Annotated in this window: 13 protein-coding genes and 1 pseudogene; 7 read left to right on the top strand and 7 right to left on the bottom strand. The window is 75.2% G+C overall.

Annotation, left to right across the window (positions count from 1 at the left end):
- Positions 1-211: 211 nt before the first annotated feature.
- The gene (locus tag ACFO3J_RS05580) at positions 212-943 is read left to right on the top strand and encodes a class I SAM-dependent methyltransferase (protein ID WP_386426669.1); all 732 of its coding nucleotides are present in this window, start codon (positions 212-214) and stop codon (positions 941-943) included.
- Between the two features lie 51 nt (positions 944-994).
- On the opposite strand, the gene ACFO3J_RS05585 is transcribed toward ACFO3J_RS05580, so the two are convergent.
- Positions 995-1,714 (bottom strand): Clp protease N-terminal domain-containing protein, encoded by a 720-nt coding sequence (locus ACFO3J_RS05585; RefSeq protein ID WP_386426671.1) that lies wholly within the window; start codon positions 1,712-1,714, stop codon positions 995-997.
- 31 nt (positions 1,715-1,745) lie between these two features.
- The gene (locus ACFO3J_RS05590) at positions 1,746-3,857 is read right to left on the bottom strand and encodes a phage holin family protein (RefSeq protein ID WP_386426673.1); all 2,112 of its coding nucleotides are present in this window, start codon (positions 3,855-3,857) and stop codon (positions 1,746-1,748) included.
- A gap of 128 nt (positions 3,858-3,985) precedes the next feature.
- Between ACFO3J_RS05590 and ACFO3J_RS05595 the strand changes: the two are divergent.
- Both ACFO3J_RS05595 and ACFO3J_RS05600 read left to right on the top strand, forming a co-directional pair.
- A pseudogene (locus ACFO3J_RS05595) lies at positions 3,986-4,750 on the top strand (MBL fold metallo-hydrolase); the annotation flags it as partial.
- Between the two features lie 122 nt (positions 4,751-4,872).
- Entirely contained in the window at positions 4,873-5,571 is a 699-nt protein-coding gene (locus ACFO3J_RS05600) for a DedA family protein (RefSeq protein WP_386426675.1), read from the top strand.
- 91 nt (positions 5,572-5,662) lie between these two features.
- On the opposite strand, the gene ACFO3J_RS05605 is transcribed toward ACFO3J_RS05600, so the two are convergent.
- The 3 genes from ACFO3J_RS05605 to ACFO3J_RS05615 all read right to left on the bottom strand — a co-directional run bounded on the left by ACFO3J_RS05605 (position 5,663) and on the right by ACFO3J_RS05615 (position 8,767).
- Positions 5,663-6,655 carry an MBL fold metallo-hydrolase gene (locus ACFO3J_RS05605; RefSeq protein ID WP_386426677.1) on the bottom strand — a complete coding sequence of 331 codons (993 nt, stop codon included), beginning with the start codon at positions 6,653-6,655 and terminating at the stop codon, positions 5,663-5,665.
- A gap of 89 nt (positions 6,656-6,744) precedes the next feature.
- The gene (locus ACFO3J_RS05610) at positions 6,745-7,956 is read right to left on the bottom strand and encodes an aminotransferase class I/II-fold pyridoxal phosphate-dependent enzyme (protein WP_386426678.1); all 1,212 of its coding nucleotides are present in this window, start codon (positions 7,954-7,956) and stop codon (positions 6,745-6,747) included.
- A gap of 127 nt (positions 7,957-8,083) precedes the next feature.
- Positions 8,084-8,767, bottom strand: coding sequence for an HAD family hydrolase (locus ACFO3J_RS05615; RefSeq protein ID WP_386426679.1), 684 nt, complete (start codon positions 8,765-8,767; stop codon positions 8,084-8,086).
- Between the two features lie 55 nt (positions 8,768-8,822).
- On the opposite strand from ACFO3J_RS05615, the gene ACFO3J_RS05620 reads away from it, so the two are divergent.
- Entirely contained in the window at positions 8,823-10,322 is a 1,500-nt protein-coding gene (locus ACFO3J_RS05620) for a bifunctional phosphatase PAP2/diacylglycerol kinase family protein (RefSeq protein WP_386426680.1), read from the top strand.
- A gap of 74 nt (positions 10,323-10,396) precedes the next feature.
- Here ACFO3J_RS05620 and ACFO3J_RS05625 read toward each other — a convergent pair whose 3' ends face one another.
- A complete protein-coding gene (locus ACFO3J_RS05625; protein WP_386426682.1) occupies positions 10,397-10,897 on the bottom strand; it encodes an SseB family protein in 501 nt (166 codons plus the stop codon).
- A gap of 222 nt (positions 10,898-11,119) precedes the next feature.
- Between ACFO3J_RS05625 and ACFO3J_RS05630 the strand changes: the two genes are divergently transcribed.
- Together ACFO3J_RS05630 and ACFO3J_RS05635 are read left to right on the top strand one after the other, a co-directional pair.
- Positions 11,120-11,725 (top strand): GNAT family N-acetyltransferase, encoded by a 606-nt coding sequence (locus ACFO3J_RS05630; RefSeq protein WP_386426684.1) that lies wholly within the window; start codon positions 11,120-11,122, stop codon positions 11,723-11,725.
- A gap of 46 nt (positions 11,726-11,771) precedes the next feature.
- Positions 11,772-12,755, top strand: a complete 984-nt coding sequence (locus ACFO3J_RS05635; RefSeq protein ID WP_386426686.1) for a ketopantoate reductase family protein — start codon at positions 11,772-11,774, stop codon at positions 12,753-12,755.
- Between the two features lie 24 nt (positions 12,756-12,779).
- Here ACFO3J_RS05635 and ACFO3J_RS05640 read toward each other — a convergent pair whose 3' ends face one another.
- Complete coding sequence (locus ACFO3J_RS05640; RefSeq protein WP_386426687.1) at positions 12,780-14,879, bottom strand: DUF5107 domain-containing protein; 2,100 nt, start codon at positions 14,877-14,879, stop codon at positions 12,780-12,782.
- A gap of 226 nt (positions 14,880-15,105) precedes the next feature.
- On the opposite strand from ACFO3J_RS05640, the gene ACFO3J_RS05645 reads away from it, so the two are divergent.
- Positions 15,106-15,891 (top strand): maleylpyruvate isomerase family mycothiol-dependent enzyme, encoded by a 786-nt coding sequence (locus ACFO3J_RS05645; protein WP_386426689.1) that lies wholly within the window; start codon positions 15,106-15,108, stop codon positions 15,889-15,891.
- Positions 15,892-15,901 lie beyond the last annotated feature (10 nt).

A 15,901-nucleotide genomic window follows, 5' to 3' on the forward strand; every position in this document is an offset into this window, starting at 1 on the left:
CTCCCCTCACGGCTCACGCGCCGCCACGGATCGTGAGGTTATCGGCTCGGACGGGCGGAGGGCGCCCTAACGGGACGATCGGCCCGGCCGACACCGATCCGGGGCACGGCGGGAGGACCGAATCGTGAAGTTTACGTACGCCCCACTCCGTAACCGGCTCGCAAGACGCCGGGGCGAGCACTGTTCATGTGGGCGCCATAGCATCTCCCGCATGCTGGACTACGACGTCGAGGCGGCGCGTTACGACGCGACGCGCGGAGGCGTGCCGAGGGCGCGCTCCGCGGCACGGGCGATTCTCGCGCTGGTGCCCGAGCGGGCTCGCAGCCTGCTGGATGTGGGGTGCGGTACCGGTCTGGTCACCGAGCGGCTGATCCGCCCGGGGCTGCGGGTGTTCGGGGTGGACTGCTCACCCGCCATGGCGCAGATGGCCGCCGGGCGGCTGGGCTCGGGGATGATCCTGGGCAACTGCCACCGGCTGCCCTTCGCCGACGACTCGCTGGACGCCGTCACCTCGGTCTGGCTGCTCCACCTGCTGCCGGACGCTCCCTCGGTGATCGCGGAGTGCGCCCGGGTGCTGCGGCCCGGCGGCCTGTTCGTGACGACCGTCGACAAGGGCGCCGGGCACGGGACGGACAGCGATGTGGAGGAACTGCTCGCGCCCTACCGGAAGCGCAAGGCGTACGACGCGGCGACGCGGGTGCTGGCGGTGGCCTCCGAGCACGGGCTGCGGCGGGTGGGCGAAGCCCGTTTCACCGGGCACGGGCAGGGCCGGTCGCCGGCCGGCACCGCAGGGGACGTGGCCCGCGGCCACTACGCCTCGGCGCTGACCCTGGACGAGCGGCAGACGGACGCACTCGTGGCGCGGCTGTCGTGCCTGCCCGATCCCGAAGTGCCGCGCGCCGATCCCGTATACAGACTGCTCGCCCTGCGCAAGGAAGCCTGAGCCGCACCTCGGGCGCGCCGCGCGCCGCGCCCGGCCGGGGACGGTCCCGGCTCACCCGCTCAGCCGGGAGAGTTCCGCCACGACCGCCTCCTCGACGCGCTGGTGGGTGACGCCGAGCGCGGTGAGCGCCAGGGCGGTGGGATCCTGCTCGTCGCTGAGCACACCGAGCAGGATGTGCTCGGTACCGATGTAGTTGTGGCCCAGGCGCAGCGCCTCGCGGAGCACCAGTTGCAGGGTCTTCTTGGCTGCGGGGCTGATCGGCAGATGCCCGCGCAGCGGCTTCTTCTCGGTACCGGGGGTGGCGACGGCGGCCCGCACGGTGTCCGCGTCCACGCCGAGGCCGGCGAAGACCCGGGCGGCGAGGGTGTCGGTCCCGCCCAGCAGGCCGAGGATCAGGTGCTCGGGTCCGATGGCGCTGTGCTTGGCCTTGCGGGCCACTTCCTGGCCCTCGGCGATGGCCTTGCGGGCCCGGGGGGTGAAGCGGGTGAAGCTCGCCTCCAGGGAGAGGAGTTCCAGGTCTTCGGGCAGCTTGGGCACGAAGCGCTTCTGCGCGGCCTGCTTGCTGACCCCCATGTGGCTGCCGATGTCGGTCCAGGATGCGCCGGCCCTCCTGGCCTGGTCCACGAAGTGGCCGATGAGGTGGTCGGCGACCTCGCCGACGTGGTCGGCCACGCTCATCGCGTGTTCGAGGTCCTGGAGCGGGTCGCTGCCCGGGTTCTGCTGCTTGACGTAGTCGATGAGGTCGTCGAGTCGCACCGGTTGCTGGGTCATACGTCAACGATAGGTTGACGATCGGGGACCGTCAACCCAGGGTTGACGATGGAGTCCTCGACCCGTCCCGCGCCGGCGGCAGCGGGTCGCGGTCCGGCTCCGCGCGGGGCCCGGCGAGCCAGCCGCCGAAGAGCGAGTGCAGCGCCTCCGCCCCGGTCAAGGGCTCCTCGGGAAGCGGGAGTTCGGCGGGATGGAGCAGGAAGGGACGGCTTTGCGGGCCGCCGAGACCGCCGTGCGAGCCGGCCTGCTCCTCGAAGGCGTACACCGCGCCCGTGACCGGGTCGCAGGCCGAATTGATCATCAGGTCCGCGACATGCGGGAAGCCGTCCGTGCGCAGTACGGCCGCCGCCGCGCCCTCGCCGAAGGGGGCCAGCGGATCGGGCCCCACCACCCGGCCGGTGGCCACTTCGTGCTCACCGCCGCCGGGTCCCAGCACCAGCGGCCCGCGTTCGGCGCTGTTGACCAGGACGAAGCCGATCCCGGGGTGTCCGGTGAGCAGGTCCAGCAGATCGGGGCTGCGGCGGCGGATCTCCTCCAGGGTGGCCCGTCCCCCGATGTCGGGGAAGGTGACCAGGCCGAGATTGCCCGAGGCCAGCACGATCGGCTCGGACGTCGGCCCGGCGCACTCCGCCTCCTCCGCCCGCCGCCCCCGCTCGGGCCTGCGCAGCGCGGCGCGGGCCGCCGTCCTCGCCTCCGCGCCGCCCTTGCCCCGCGCCCGCCGCCCGTGCTCGACGAGCCCGCACCCGCTCCGCACCAACTCCCGCAGCCGCACCCCGTACGCGCCCTCGAAGGTCTCCCCGCCGCTCTGCCCGTGGTCCGACAGCAGCACGATCCGGTAGGGGCGCGGAGCGTACCGGGCCGCGTCCGCGATCATCCGGACCGAACCGTCCAGCCGGGTCAGCACCTTGCGGGCGTCCTTGCTGTACGGGCCGGAGTGGTGGGCCACTTCGTCGTAGGCCACCAGGTCCGCGTACACCGCGGAGCGCCCGGCCAGCATGTCGCCGATGACCGCCGCGACCGCCACGTCCCGCTCCACGACGGTGGCGAACGCGCGCAGCAGCGGATACAGCCCGCCGCGCTTGATCCGCGGCCGGTCCCCGCGTATCCGCGCCGCCGAGGACTCCAGGATCTCCCGGCCGACCTCCGCGCTGAACGACCAGGCGGTGCGCACCGCGTTGGCCGGGTCGGAGAAGTAGGCGAAGTAGCCGGAGCGCGGCCGGTTGAAGGTCCCCGCGCGCACCGCCACCGACATCACCAGCGCGGACTGCTCGGCGCCGCCGCTGAACAGATTGCCGCGGCTGGCGCCGTCCGAGGCGAGCAGGCCGGGCGATCCGGTACGCGCCACCGCGCGGCGCTCCAACTCGGCGGCGCTGGACGGGCGGTTGCAGACCATGACCTGCCCGGTCTCCTTCTCGTACCAGCGGAAGGCGGGCACATCGTGGTTACTGCCCTGGAGGATGGCGAGTTGGCTGGCGCCGGTCTGGCTGCTCCAGTCGGTCCGCCACGGGGTGAGCCGGTGGGTGCCGCCCAGCCAGTGGGCGACGGTCGGCATCGCGGGCGGGGTGCAGGTCAAGGCGTCGTGCAGCACATCGTGGCCGACGCCGTCGAGTTGGAGGAAGACGGTGCCGGGGGCGGTGGGCGGCGGCGGGTCGCCCGCGTGCCGCCGTCGGCGGCCGGCCAGCCGGGCCAGCCGGCGCCCGTAGACGGCGTCGTCGCGTACCGCCAGCGCGGTGCTGGTGGCGGAGGAGGCGGCCGACATCACCGCCGCGATCACCACCGCGGTCGCCGGGGCCACCTCGCCGCGGCCGTCGGGGACGAGTCGCAGCGCGATCAGCAGCAGCGAGCCGTTGAGGAAGAACACCAGCGCGCCGAGCAGCAGCGCCGGCACCAGCAGCAGGGCGCGGACCAGCAGCGGCCACACCAGCGCGCTCAGCACACCGAAGGCGCCCGCGCCGGCGCCGGCCGTCAGCGCTATCCGGGTGGGGCTGTCGCCGCCGGGCGCCTCGATCGTGAAGTCGGGGAGGATGCCCGCCAGTAGGGCCAGGGTCGCCGAGGAGACCGCCCACACCACCAGGACCCGTCCGACGGTGCGCAGGGCGCTCCGGCCGGCGGCCCGTCTTCGACTCTCTCCCGGCTGAGGCACCCCTCCAGCCTGCCATATCAGCAGGTCCGGTCGGCTCCGGGCCCGCGGGCCCGCGGCCGGGCGAGGGCATACCCTCGGGGCTTACGGCAGGTGCCGCCCGGGCGCCGGCCGGTGAAGGGACGGGCGCGGTGGCGGTGGAGATCACGTGGTGGGGTCATGCCACGGTGACCGTGCGGGATTCCGGGGTACGGGTGCTGACCGACCCGCTGTTCGCCCGGCGGCTGGCACATCTGCGCAGGCGGCGCGGCGCGGTGCCGCCGCCGGTCGCGGCCGAGGCGGACGTGGTGCTGGTGTCGCATCTGCACGCCGACCATCTGCACCTGGGCTCGCTGCGGCGGCTGGCCCGGGGGACGACGGTGCTGCTGCCGGCCGGCGCGCTCGCCGCGGTGCCGGGCCTGCGGCGGCTGCGCGAGCGGTTGCGGCTGGTGGAGGTGACGGCCGGCGACGTACTGGAGTTCGGGAAGCTGACGGTCCGGGCGGTGCCCGCGGCGCACGACGGGCGGCGGCTGCCGTACGGGGGGCAGCGGGTCGCTGCGCTGGGCTATCTGCTGACGGGCGAGGCCCGGACGTATTTCGCCGGGGACACCGGGCTGTTCGACGCGATGGCCGAGGCGGTCGGACCGTGCGACATCGCGCTGCTGCCGGTGGGCGGCTGGGGGCCGTTCCTCGGCGCCGGGCATCTCGACCCGGAGCGGGCGGCGCGGGCGCTGGCCGAACTGGCGCCGCGGGCGGCGGTGCCGGTGCATTACGGCACCTACTGGCCGATCGGGCTGGACCGGGTCCGGCCGCATGAATTCCACTCGCCGGGCGAGGAGTTCGTCCGGCTGGCCGCCCGGCTCGCCCCGGGGGTGTCGGTGCACCCGCTGGACCACGGGCAGAGCGTGCTGGTCGAGGACACCGCGCGGCACAGCGCCGTCGGCCCGGCGAACGGCGAGCACCGGGAGCACCGGGAACACCGGGAACATCCGGAAAGCCGCCAGGGCCGGGACAGCGGCACCGGACGGGAGAGCGCCGGATGATCGGCCTGCTGGCGTCGGCGGCGGCGCATCAGCAGTCGTCGGGCGGTGCGACGCAGGCGGTCGGCTATCCGACGCTCTTCCTGCTGGTCGTGCTCGGGTCACTGGTCCCGGTGGTGCCGACCGGGGCGCTGGTGTCCGGCGCGGCCGTGGTCGCCTTCCACGACACCGAACCGGTGTCCCTGGCCCTGGTGTTCGCGGTGGCCTCGGTCGCGGCCTTCATCGGTGATGTGGCGCTGTACTGGCTGGGATCGCGCGGGGCCCGCTCACGCGGCGGCTCCCGCTGGCTGCACCGGCTCCAGCAGCGGGTGGACGCGGGCACGCTGGAGCGGGCCGAGCGCCGGCTCGACCGGCACGGCGCCGCGGTGCTGGTGCTGTCCCGGCTGATCCCGGCGGGCCGCATACCGGTGATGGTGGCCTGCCTGCTGGCGGAGATGCCGCTGCGGCGCTTCGTGCGCGGCGATGTGGTCGCCTGCCTGGCCTGGGCGGCGGCCTATCAGGTGATCGGCGTCCTCGGCGGCTCGCTGTTCCCCGAGCCCTGGCAGGGAGTGGCCCTCGCGGTGGGCCTCACCTTCGCCATCGCGGCGGGACCGGCGGTGGTACGGCGCTTGCGCGGGCCCGGAAAGGGTGCGCAGGCGGGTCCCGGAGCGGGTCCGGCGGGGCGTCCGGAGACCGAACCGCCGGTGCCCGCGCCCTGAGCGCGGCCGGAGTCCCGGCGTGTCCGGCACGTCCTGCGGGGTCAACTCCCCTGCTCCGGGGTCCGGTCGGCGCCTCAGTCGCCCAGCATCCTCAGTCCCCCAGCACCCGCGATCCCCCCACCGGCAGGTCCCACAGGGCGCCGCGCGCCAGCTCCGCCGCCGTCCAGGCCGCGTGCAGGCGGCGCAGCGGCTCCAGCGGGGGTTCGCTGGACAGCAGGAAGGTGGCCCAGTGCATGGGGGCCATCGCCGCGGCGCCGAGGTCGAGGAACGCCTGGACGGCCTCCTCCGGGTCGGTGTGCACAGGCTTGAGCATCCCGCGCGGGGCGTACGCGCCGATGGGCAGCAGGGCCAGCCCGATCCCGGGGTGCGCGCGGCCGATCTCGCGGAAGCACGGGCCGTAGCCGCTGTCCCCGGCGAAGTAGACGCGCGGCCCGGCGCCGTCCGACAGCACCCAGCCGCCCCACAGTGTTCGGCAGCCGTCGGTCAGGGCGCGCCGGCTCCAGTGGTGGGCGGGCACGAAGTCGAAGCGCACGCCGGCCAGTTCGGCGGACTCCCACCAGTCCAGTTCGGTCACCCGGGTGAAGCAGCGCCGCCGGAACCAGCCGCCGAGTCCGGCCGGCACGAACATCGCGGTGTCGCGCGGCAGCCGCTTGAGGGTGGGCGCGTCCAGGTGGTCGTAGTGGTTGTGGCTGATGACGACCGCGTCGACCGGCGGCAGCGCCGACCAGGGCACCCCGACCGGGGTGATCCGGGCCGGGGTGCCGGGGATGCGCCGCGACCACACCGGATCGGTCAGTACGGTCAGCCCGCCGATCCGTACCACCCAGCTGGCGTGTCCGGCCCAGGTCACACTGACCGTGTCCGGTCCCGCCTGCGGTACCGCCCCGTCCGCCACCGGCAGCAGCGGCACGTCCTTCAGCGCGTCGGCGGGCGGCCGCACCACGCACTCGCGCGCCACCCGGACCAGGTCCCGTGCGGCGGGCAGCGGTTCGGTGAGCCGGTCGGTGAAGGAACGCGGCCAGACGCGGCGCTCGCCCAGCGGACGGGGACCGGCCAGAGCCCGGCGCTCGGTCTGGTGGGTCATCACGCCTCCCTTACGGCGCGGGCCGCCCCGCGGGCAGGCCGGAGCTGTTCCGGTGCTTCGCCGGGTGCCGCACGGACGAAGACGCCCGCTCAGCCACGGCGCACCCGCAGCGGGGAGTCGGCCGGGCCGCCGCCCGCCGCCTCCCCCTCCGGCTCGGTGAAGGCCGCGCCGAGGGCGGCCAGCGCGGCGGCCACGTGCGGGACGGCGACCGGATCGGCGGCGGCCAGCGCGGTACGCCGCTCGGTCTCGGTGCCGCCGTTGAGCGCGCCGGTGTCGATCCGGACCCTGGGCTCCAGCGGGTCGTCGCCGAAGCGCTGCCCGCCGAGCACGCGCCGGCCGAGGACGGCGGTCAGCCGCGCCTCCAGCACCGCGGCCTTCATACCGGGCGCGCCGAGCATCGGGTAGAGCTGGAAGCCGGCCTTCGGCGGCCGGCAGACGGCCCCGGCCTGGACGATCGCCCGGTAGGCGGCGGCCGCCACCCGGGCGTGCAGCCGGTTCGCCGCCGCGCTGCGGTCGGTCACCTCGGGCGGTTCGGTCAGGACGTGGGCGGTGGCGGCGCCGGCCGGCCCGGGCAGCACAGCCCGCAGGACGGCCAGCACCTCGACCGCCCGCTGCCGCCAGGCCGCGCCGTGGCCGGTGCCGGGGAAGCGGGCGAGCGCGGCGGGTACGGACGCCGGGACGAGGGTCGCGCCCAGGTCGGTGAGCACCACGGTGTGGTCGGGCAGCATCTCGGCCGGGCTCAGCAGCACCGTGTGGTGGTGGTGCAGGGTGTCGCTGTAGGTCTCGTCGGAGACGATCAGCAGCCCGGCCTCGGCCGCCGCCTCGCAGGTCTCGTGCAGCAGCTCGGGCGCGGTGACGGTCCCGCTGGGGTCGTCCACCGCGGACAGCAGCAGCAGCCGGGGGTCGGCGCCGTCCGCGCGGGCCCGCCGTACCGTCTCCAGCAGCGCGAAGGGGTCCGGCACGCCGCCGCCCTCGGCGGCGGTGGGCACCGTGTGGACCCGGCGGCCCAGCAGCCGGGCGACGGGGGCCTGCCAGGCGGCGGCCGGACGGGCCAGCACCGGATCGCCGTCCACCGCGGCCAGCAGCGCGAGCAGCAGCGGCTCCGCGCCGGGCGCGGCCAGTACGTGGCCGGTGTCGGCGGCCAGGCCGCGGCGGGCCCAGTAGCCCTCGGCAGCGGCGAGCAGGCCGGGTCCGCCGCCGGGAGGCTGCGGTCCGGCCGCGGGGTCGAGATGCGCGTCCCAGTACGTGGGCACCGGCAGACCGGGGTCGGGCCGCAGGTCGTACGGGAGGGTGAGCCGCATTCCGCACCTCCGCTGCATGGGGGCCCCACCAGCGTGCGGGCCGTAGGGACCAGCTTCCCCCGGCGCGCGCTTTCCCGCAGCGCGAGCGGGCGCGGCCGCCCGCTCCGGGAAGTGCCGCTCCCGGCGGTCAGGACCCCAGCAGCCCGGGCAGCTTCCGCATGTCGTCGAAGACCGTGGTGTCCGGTCCTTCGAGCCAGGCGGCGGGGGTCAGGCCGCCGTAGTAGCCGTAGGAGCGCATGCCCGCCGCGCGGGCCGCCTCGACGCCGTAGCGGCTGTCCTCGACGACCAGGCAGCGGGCCGGTTCGACGCCGAGACTGCGGGCGGCGTGCAGGAACAGGTCCGGTGCGGGTTTGCCGCGGGCCACGTCGGCGGCGCTGAAGACACGCCCTGCGAAGCGTTCGTAGAGCCCGGTGAGGCCGAGGGTGTGACGCAGTCCCGCGTGGCTGGTGCTGGACGCGACGCAGCTGGGCAGGGTGAGCGCGTCCAGTGCCTCGACCACGCCGTCCACCGGGGTGAGTTCGCGTTCGAACGCCTCGCGGTACAGCCGCCGGTACGGCGTGTCCCAGCCGTCGGGCAGCGCCCGTCCGAGATAGCGCTCGATGTCGGCGGTCATGTCGGCGAAGGAGCGGCCCACGAACCGCTCGACGATCTCCTCCTCGGTCAGCGGCCAGCCGAGGGCCGCGAGGACGTCGACGTCGACCTTGACCGCGATCTTCTCGCTGTCGACGAGCACCCCGTCGCAGTCGAAGATCACCAGTTCCGCCGCTGGCCACTTCTTCCGCCGGTCCCGCGGCTGGTTCTCGCTGCTCACCCGGGGAGAGTACAGCGGCCGCTTGGCGGCGCTGGCGCAGGGTAATCGGACGGTCATGACGTATCCCTGGAAAAGCTGGGACAGGGCGCTGTTCGCCCATGTGGCGAGCCGGCACTGGCCGGGCGCCGAGCCGGTGCTGCCCCGGTTGAGCCGGTCCGCCAACCACGGCCGGCTGTGGTTCGCGGTGGCGGCCGGCATGGCCGTCACCGGCGGCAGGAGCGGCCGGCGGGCCGCCGCGAGGGGGCTCGGCTCGCTGGCGCTGGCCTCGCTGACCGCCAACACGGTCGGCAAGGGCGCGGTGGGCCGGGCCAGGCCGATACTGGACGCCGTTCCGGTGATACGGCGACTGCACCGGCAGCCGGTCACCTCCTCCTTCCCGTCCGGCCACTCCGCCTCCGCGGCGGCCTTCGTCACGGGCGCCGCCATGGAGTCCAGCGCCTGGGGCACCGTGCTCGCGCCGGTGGCCGCCAGCGTGGCCTTCTCCCGGGTCTACACCGGCGTGCACTACCCCAGCGATGTGCTGGTGGGCTGCGCGCTGGGGGTCGGCGCCGCGCTGACCGTACGGGCGCTGCTGCCGCCGACCTCGGCGCAGCCCGAGCCCGGTCCGGCCACCCGGGCGCCGTCACTGGAGGAGGGCGGGGGCCTGCATGTCGTGGTCAACGCCGCCTCCGGGCCGCCACCGCTGCTGATGACGCCCGCCGAGCGGATTCGCACGGTGCTCCCGCAGGCCTCGGTCACCGAGCGGACCGAGGACGAGGATCTGGGCGAGCTGCTGGAGAAGGCGGCCCGCTCCGCGCTGGAGGCGGGCGGCGCGCTGGGGGTGTGCGGCGGCGACGGGACCGTGGCGCGGGCCGCCGCGATCGCGCTGCGGCACGAGCTGCCGCTGGCGGTCTTCCCCGGCGGCACCCGCAACCACTTCGCGCTCGACCTCGGCTTCGAGTCGGTGGAGGACACCGCGGTCGCCGTGCTGGCCGGCCGGGCCTCGACGGTGGACGTGGCCCGCTACACCGACGCGGTCAGCGGCGAGAGCGCGCCCTTCCTCAACACCTTCAGCATCGGCTCGTACCCGGATCTGGTACGTGTCAGGGAGCGCTGGTCGCGGCGGGTGGGCAGCTGGCCGGCCAGTGTGCTGGCGGCGGTGCACGTGCTGCGGACCTGCTCGCCGGTCGATGTGGAGATCAACGGCCGGCCCCGGTCGGTGTGGCTGCTGTTCGCCGGGAACTGCCGGTATTCCAGCTGGGGTCCGGCGCCGGTACGGCGGCGCGACCTGTCCGACGGCGCGCTGGACGTGCGGATCGTGGACGGTGGTCCCTTCGCGCGCACCCGGATGATGGGCGCCGCGCTGACCGGTGTACTGACCGGTTCGCCGGTGTACTCGGTGGCGGTGGTCCCCCGGCTGCGGGTGCGCGTGCCGGGCGAGGGCGTCCATCTCGCCTATGACGGCGAGGTGGCGACCGCGCCCGGTGAGCTGGTGCTGGACAAGGTGCCGGGGGGCCTGGTGGTCTACCGGGGCGGGCGGCGCGGCGGACGGTCGCAGCGGTCGAAGCGGACCTGACGGCGCCGGGACCCGGCCCCCTGGCAGGGGGCCGGGTCCCGGCGGCTCGTTCCGGTCCGGTCCCGCTTCCGGTGTCAGGTGCCGCCCACGAGGCCGGCCAGCGCCTTCACACCCTCGCCGGAGATGCTCAGCGCGTCCGGGCTGCCGGTGTCGATCGACAGGATCAGCTCGTCCGACGGCCAGGCGCCGCTGAGCGCCGCGAGCTGCACCAGCCGGTAGCGGCGGGTGGTGGGCAGCGCTTCGGCCATCCGGGTCTCGGAGGTGAAGACCGGGACCAGCTGCCGGCCGTCGTCCTGCTCGTAGACCGGGAGCTGGATCTCACGGGGCGGTTCGGCGGCGGCGGAGCCGTCCGCGCCGCCCGGGCCTTCCAGGCTCTCCGGGCCCGCCGTGTTCCCCGGGCCCTGCGGGTCCTCCGGGAACTCGTCGAGGGCCGGGACCGGCAGCAGGACCTCGCTCACCGCGAGGGTGCTGAGCGCGATGACGTTCTCGCTGCCTTGGGCTATCTCGTGCAGGGCGCGCTGTGCCGGGGGCAGGGCGCCGTCGGGGTTCATGCCGTCCGGGTTGATGTCGGTCATGCCGGTTTCCTCTCGCCGCGTCGCTTCGAGGTCGGGTCTTCCGAGATCGGGTGTCCGAGGTCTGGGTAGAGGTCGCTCAACGGTGCCGCTGTGGGTCCTCCGGGGCCGCTGAGACTGTCGAGGTGGCTGAACCCGGCGCGTACCCGGAGCGCCGCCGACCATGCCGTCCGGCGGCCGAAAACGCTTTGACCTCATCCGGAGCCGGCCGGTTACCGTGCCCGCATGGTCGCCAAGAGCGTGTCGCCCGTTGTCCTCCATGGCCGCTTCGTACGCCTGGAGCCGCTCGATCCCAGCGGCCACGCCGCCGATCTCTTCGCGGCGGGCGGCGGTGACGAGGAGGTGTGGCGCTGGCTGCCGGCCGAGCCGCCCCGCAGCGAGCGGGAGCTGCGCGCGCTGGCGGCCGGGGTGGTCGCCGCCTCCGAGTCCGCGGGCGGGCTGGCCTTCGCGGTGGTGGAGCGGGCCGGCGGCCGGGCGATCGGCTGGAGCACGTACCACGATGTGAGCACGGTCGACGAGCGGCTGGAGATCGGCTGGACCTGGTACGGCCGGGCACACTGGCGCACTGCGGTCAACACCGAGTCCAAGCTGCTGCTGATGACGCACGCCTTCGAGGAACTCGGCATGGGCCGGGTCGCCTGGAAGACCGATCTGCTCAACACGCGGTCGCAGCAGGCCATCGCCCGGCTGGGCGCGGTGCGCGAGGGTGTCTGGCGGCGCCACCGGCTGCGTTCGGACGGGGTGACCTGGCGGGACAGCGTCTTCTTCTCGATGCTCGCCGCGGAGTGGCCGGACGCCAAGGCGAGACTCGCCGCCCGGCTGGCGGCCTGAGCGGGGGGCTCGGCGGGCCGGTGGGGACATGTGCGAGCCTGCCGGTATGCGATACATCATCATCGGCGCGGGGGCGGTCGGCGGGACGATCGGCGGACGGCTGTTCGACAGCGGTCGCGAGGTCGTCCTGGTGGCTCGCGGCGCCCATGGACGAGCGCTGCGGGAGCGCGGACTGCGACTGGAACTCCCCGACGGCACGCGGGAGTTGGCAGTACCGGTGGCGGACGGTCCGGAAGAGCTGACGCCCCGCGACGACGATGTCCTCGTACTGGCGGTCAAGACCCAGGACACCGCGGGCGCGCTGGAGGTGTGGGGTGGGTACGGCGACCGGCCGGCGGTGGTGTGCGCGCAGAACGGGGTGGAGAACGAGCGGCTGGCGCTGCGCCGCTTCCGTGATGTGCACGCCATGTGCGTCTGGCTGCCTTCCGGTCACCTCGAACCGGGGGTGGTGCAGGCACCGTGCGCGCCGCTGACCGGGATCCTGCATCTGGGGCGCTACCCCTCGGGCGCGGACGCGACGACGGTACGGATCGCGGCCGACCTGGCCGACTCGGGGTTCGGGGCCCCGGTCAGGGAAGAGGTCATGGCGTGGAAGTACGCCAAGCTGCTGGCGAACCTGGGCAACGCGGTGGACGCCGTGTGGGGAGGGACCGGGGGCGACCGCGCGGCGGAGCTGCTCGACCGGGCCGGGGCGGAGGGCACGGCGGTGCTGGACGCGGCGGGGATCGCGTACATCGGTGAGGAGGAGCGGGCCCGGGAGCGCGGTGACAAGCTGCTGGTCCAGCCGATGAAGGGTGCCGCGCGGGGCGGCGGTTCGTCCTGGCAGAGCCTGGTGCGCGGGACGGGCTCGATCGAGACCGACTATCTGAACGGCGAGATCGTGCTGCTGGGCCGCCGGGTGGGGGTGCCGACACCGGTCAACGAGGCGTTGCAGCGGCTGGCCAACGTGTTCGCGCGGGAGCGCCGCCGGCCGGGTGAGCTGACGGACGACGAGCGGGCGGCGCTCCTGGGATCGCTGCCGGAGGCGTGACGCGCCGCCGGGTCTGCCGGGCGGTTACTCCTCCGCCCCCATCCGGAAGTCGTAGGCGGCGGGCAGCGGGTGCTCGGCCCGGGCGCGGGCCCGGACGGTGTCGTCCACCGGTCCGTCGCCGGCCAGCAGCGCTTCGGCCACGGCGTACCAGGTCTCGCTGAGTTCGAGCGCCCCTTCCCGCAGGTCAGCCACCTCGAAGCCCTGGTCGAACAGGGCGCGGGCGCCGGGCGCGTCGCCCCGGGCGAGCGCGGTCCCGGCCCGCAGCAGCCGGACGCGGCCGCTGTCGAACGGCTCGCCGCCCCCGGCCGCCGGCTGGGTGAGGACGCGCTCCGCGTCGTCCGCGCGACCGGCCGCCAGCAGGGCGGGCACCGCCTCCCGCAGCAGGGCGCGCTGGACGGCCCGGGCCTCCTCGGCGGTGTCCTCGGTCCAGTCGGTACGGTCGAGGAAGGCCGTACTCAGGCAGTCGTACGCGGCCAGATACCGTTCGGCGGCCCGCCGGGTCTCCCCCGCCTCGGTCTCGGCGACCGCCAGGGCGCGCAGGGCCCACGGCGAGAGATGGGCGGCCAGCGAGCGCTCCCAGCTGCGGACCGCCTGGGCGCGGTCGCCCGCGGCCCATTGGGCGATGCCGAGGTGGTAGTCGCGGAACCACGCGTCGCCGGGGCGGGTGTCGGCGGATTCCAGCAGGTCGCGCCACTGCGGGGAGACCGGGCCCGGGCCGGGCGCGGTGTCGGCGGGCGGCCGCGGGAAGACGCCGGTCAGCAGCAACTCCAGCCAGGGCCGCTGGGCTTCGCCGAGCGTGTCGGCCGGGAAGGGCGTGCCGGGCAGGTCGTGGTGGCCGCGTTCGGCCTCCAGGGCGCCCCAGCCGGAGCCGGCCGCCAGGATCTCCTTGGGCTCGGCGTCGGCGACGTCGAGCCACCTCGCGCAGGCGGCCTCGACGGTGGCGCGCGGGAGGGCTGCTTCCAGGGCGCGGGCGGCCTCGGCGCGGGCCGCCGCCCAGTCCGGGCCGTGGACGAGCGCGGGATCGGCTGCCAGCGGGCCGTACGCCTCCAGCCAGCAGAAGGAGGAGTCGGCGGGCATCGGGATGTGTTCGAGCTGGGTACGGGCCAGGCCGGCCTGGATCTCCAGATAGCCGCCGGTGCCGGGTTCGGTGAGCCACTCCTGCCAGCGCCGGCCGCCACGGCCCTGGCCCCACCGGAAGAGCTTGCGGCCGCGCAGGAGGTCGGTGGAGGTCTGGACGAGGCCGCGGCCGGCGCCGTCGAGGGCGGTGATCCAGCGGCGGTCGTCGTCCCGGATGTCGAAGAAGTGGTCGGCGGCGTGTTCGGAGCGGGTGGTGTAGGTGAGGTCGGGGCTTTCCCCCTGGCCCGGGTGGTCTCCCGGCCCTCGCCGGTCTTCCGGGCCTCGCGGGATGGGCACATGGCTGAGGGTCCGGGTGTGGCCGAGGTGCCAGGCGGCGTCGGCGGGGGCCAGCACCCGGGTCTGCTCGGTCTCGGGCACCGCGATGTTGGACCACCAGTAGGCCGGGACGGTGCGGTCGTGCGGATTGCGGACGCGGACGCCGACGTGGAGGAAGTCGGATTCGGCGGGCAGCCACAGGTCGATCTGGAAGGGCAGATCGCGCAGCCGCTCCCATTCCCACAGGCGCAGCATCTCGCCGCCGTCCGGGGCGGGGACGCGGGCGGCGTGCAGCGGGGCGCAGGTGTGCGCCCAGTGGCCGGTGGCGCCGAGGTTCCATTCGACCCCGCCGGAGAACCAGGCACCGGCGAGCGCGAAGCCGGCGGGCTGGAACACCGGGTTGCGGTAGAGCAGTTCACGTCCGGTCGGCTTGTGCAACAGGGAGTACAGCCGGCCGCCGAGGCCGGGCAGGACGGTGGCGCGGACCCGCTCGTTCTCGATGACGAGCGCGTCGAGGCGGGTCGGCGCGCGGTCGCGTCCGTAGCCGTCCAGCATCCGGACCGGAGTCAAGGACCGCAGCGGGGCCCAGCCGATCTGCCGGGCCATGTCGGCGGGCAGTCCCCCGCGGTCGCGCGGTCCCGGCCGGTGGATGCCGTCCGGCGGGCGCAGGGCGGGCAGCGGGTTCTCCGGGCCGAGCGGGGCGGCCGGAAGACTCAGGTCGGTACGTCGCACGGTCGTAGCCAAGGCCACCTCATCCTGCCGCGGGTGGCCGCCTCTGCTGCGGCGGCCGGCTGATGACCATGGAACAGCTTTCCCGGCCGGCTGACCAGTGCCCGTCGTCGTCCGGATCACCCGAAGGGCGGGGCCGGACGGGCGGTTGACGGGGCGTCGGGACCTCGGCGCGATGACGATTCCGCGCTCGGGTCGGATGTCGGTGGTCGCTGCTACAACGGACGCCATGACGACTTCGCACGCCCCGCTCCCGGGAACGCCTTTCGCCGACCGGCTGGCACTCATCGAGGAGCGCTCCGCCGCGTTCCGCGCCTGCGTGGAGTCGGCGGACCCCGGGGCGCGGGTGCCGGGCTGTCCGGACTGGACGACCCGGGAGCTGGCGGCGCATCTGGGCCGGGTGCAGCGGTTCTGGGCGGCGGTGGTCGCGGCGGGCCCCGCGCGGCGCCCGCCCGCCGAGGGGGCGGCGGGGGACGGCGGGCCGCCGGAGGAGCTGCTCGCGTGGTCGGCGCGGTCAACGACGCTGCTGCTGGACGCCCTGCGGGCGGCCGGTCCGGACGCCGTCTGCTGGACGTGGTGGGCGGAGTCGGGCCATCCGGCCACTGCGGGCGCGGTGGCCCGCCACCAGGTGCAGGAGGCGGCGGTGCACACCCGGGACGCGCAGGAGGCAGCGGGCGCCGCCCAGCCGCTTCCGCCGCAGGTGGCGCTGGACGCCCTGGACGAGTTCCTGCATGTCGGCTTCGGCTCGATGGACGGCTGGCCGCACTCGCCCGCCCGTGTCCTGCTGGCCACCGACGAGGGCCCGTCCTGGACGCTGATCCTCGACTCGACCGGTGCCTCGGCGATACGCGGCGGTACGGGCGGGCGGCCGCGGCCGGGCGCGGCCCTGTCCGGCCCGGCGAGCGAGCTGCTGCTCGCCCTCTACCGCCGGGTCCCGTGGGACGGCCCCGCGCTGCGGATATCGGGGGATCAGGATCTCGTACGGCAGTTGGTGGTCTGGCCGCCGCTCGGTTGAGGACGTACCG

This window comes from Streptomyces polygonati, assembly GCF_042650325.1.
Lineage (GTDB): Bacteria > Actinomycetota > Actinomycetes > Streptomycetales > Streptomycetaceae > Actinacidiphila > Actinacidiphila polygonati.

Bases quoted from the DNA above. Each gene is read 5' to 3' on its own strand.
- ACFO3J_RS05605 (WP_386426677.1), bottom strand. From the start codon at position 6,655: ATGACCCACCAGACCGAGCGCCGGGCTCTGGCCGGTCCCCGTCCGCTG.
- ACFO3J_RS05580 (WP_386426669.1), top strand. From the start codon at position 212: ATGCTGGACTACGACGTCGAGGCGGCGCGTTACGACGCGACGCGCGGA.
- ACFO3J_RS05645 (WP_386426689.1), top strand. From the start codon at position 15,106: ATGACGACTTCGCACGCCCCGCTCCCGGGAACGCCTTTCGCCGACCGG.
- ACFO3J_RS05635 (WP_386426686.1), top strand. From the start codon at position 11,772: ATGCGATACATCATCATCGGCGCGGGGGCGGTCGGCGGGACGATCGGC.
- ACFO3J_RS05620 (WP_386426680.1), top strand. From the start codon at position 8,823: ATGACGTATCCCTGGAAAAGCTGGGACAGGGCGCTGTTCGCCCATGTG.
- ACFO3J_RS05600 (WP_386426675.1), top strand. From the start codon at position 4,873: ATGATCGGCCTGCTGGCGTCGGCGGCGGCGCATCAGCAGTCGTCGGGC.
- ACFO3J_RS05610 (WP_386426678.1), bottom strand. From the start codon at position 7,956: ATGCGGCTCACCCTCCCGTACGACCTGCGGCCCGACCCCGGTCTGCCG.
- ACFO3J_RS05625 (WP_386426682.1), bottom strand. From the start codon at position 10,897: ATGACCGACATCAACCCGGACGGCATGAACCCCGACGGCGCCCTGCCC.
- ACFO3J_RS05630 (WP_386426684.1), top strand. From the start codon at position 11,120: ATGGTCGCCAAGAGCGTGTCGCCCGTTGTCCTCCATGGCCGCTTCGTA.
- ACFO3J_RS05585 (WP_386426671.1), bottom strand. From the start codon at position 1,714: ATGACCCAGCAACCGGTGCGACTCGACGACCTCATCGACTACGTCAAG.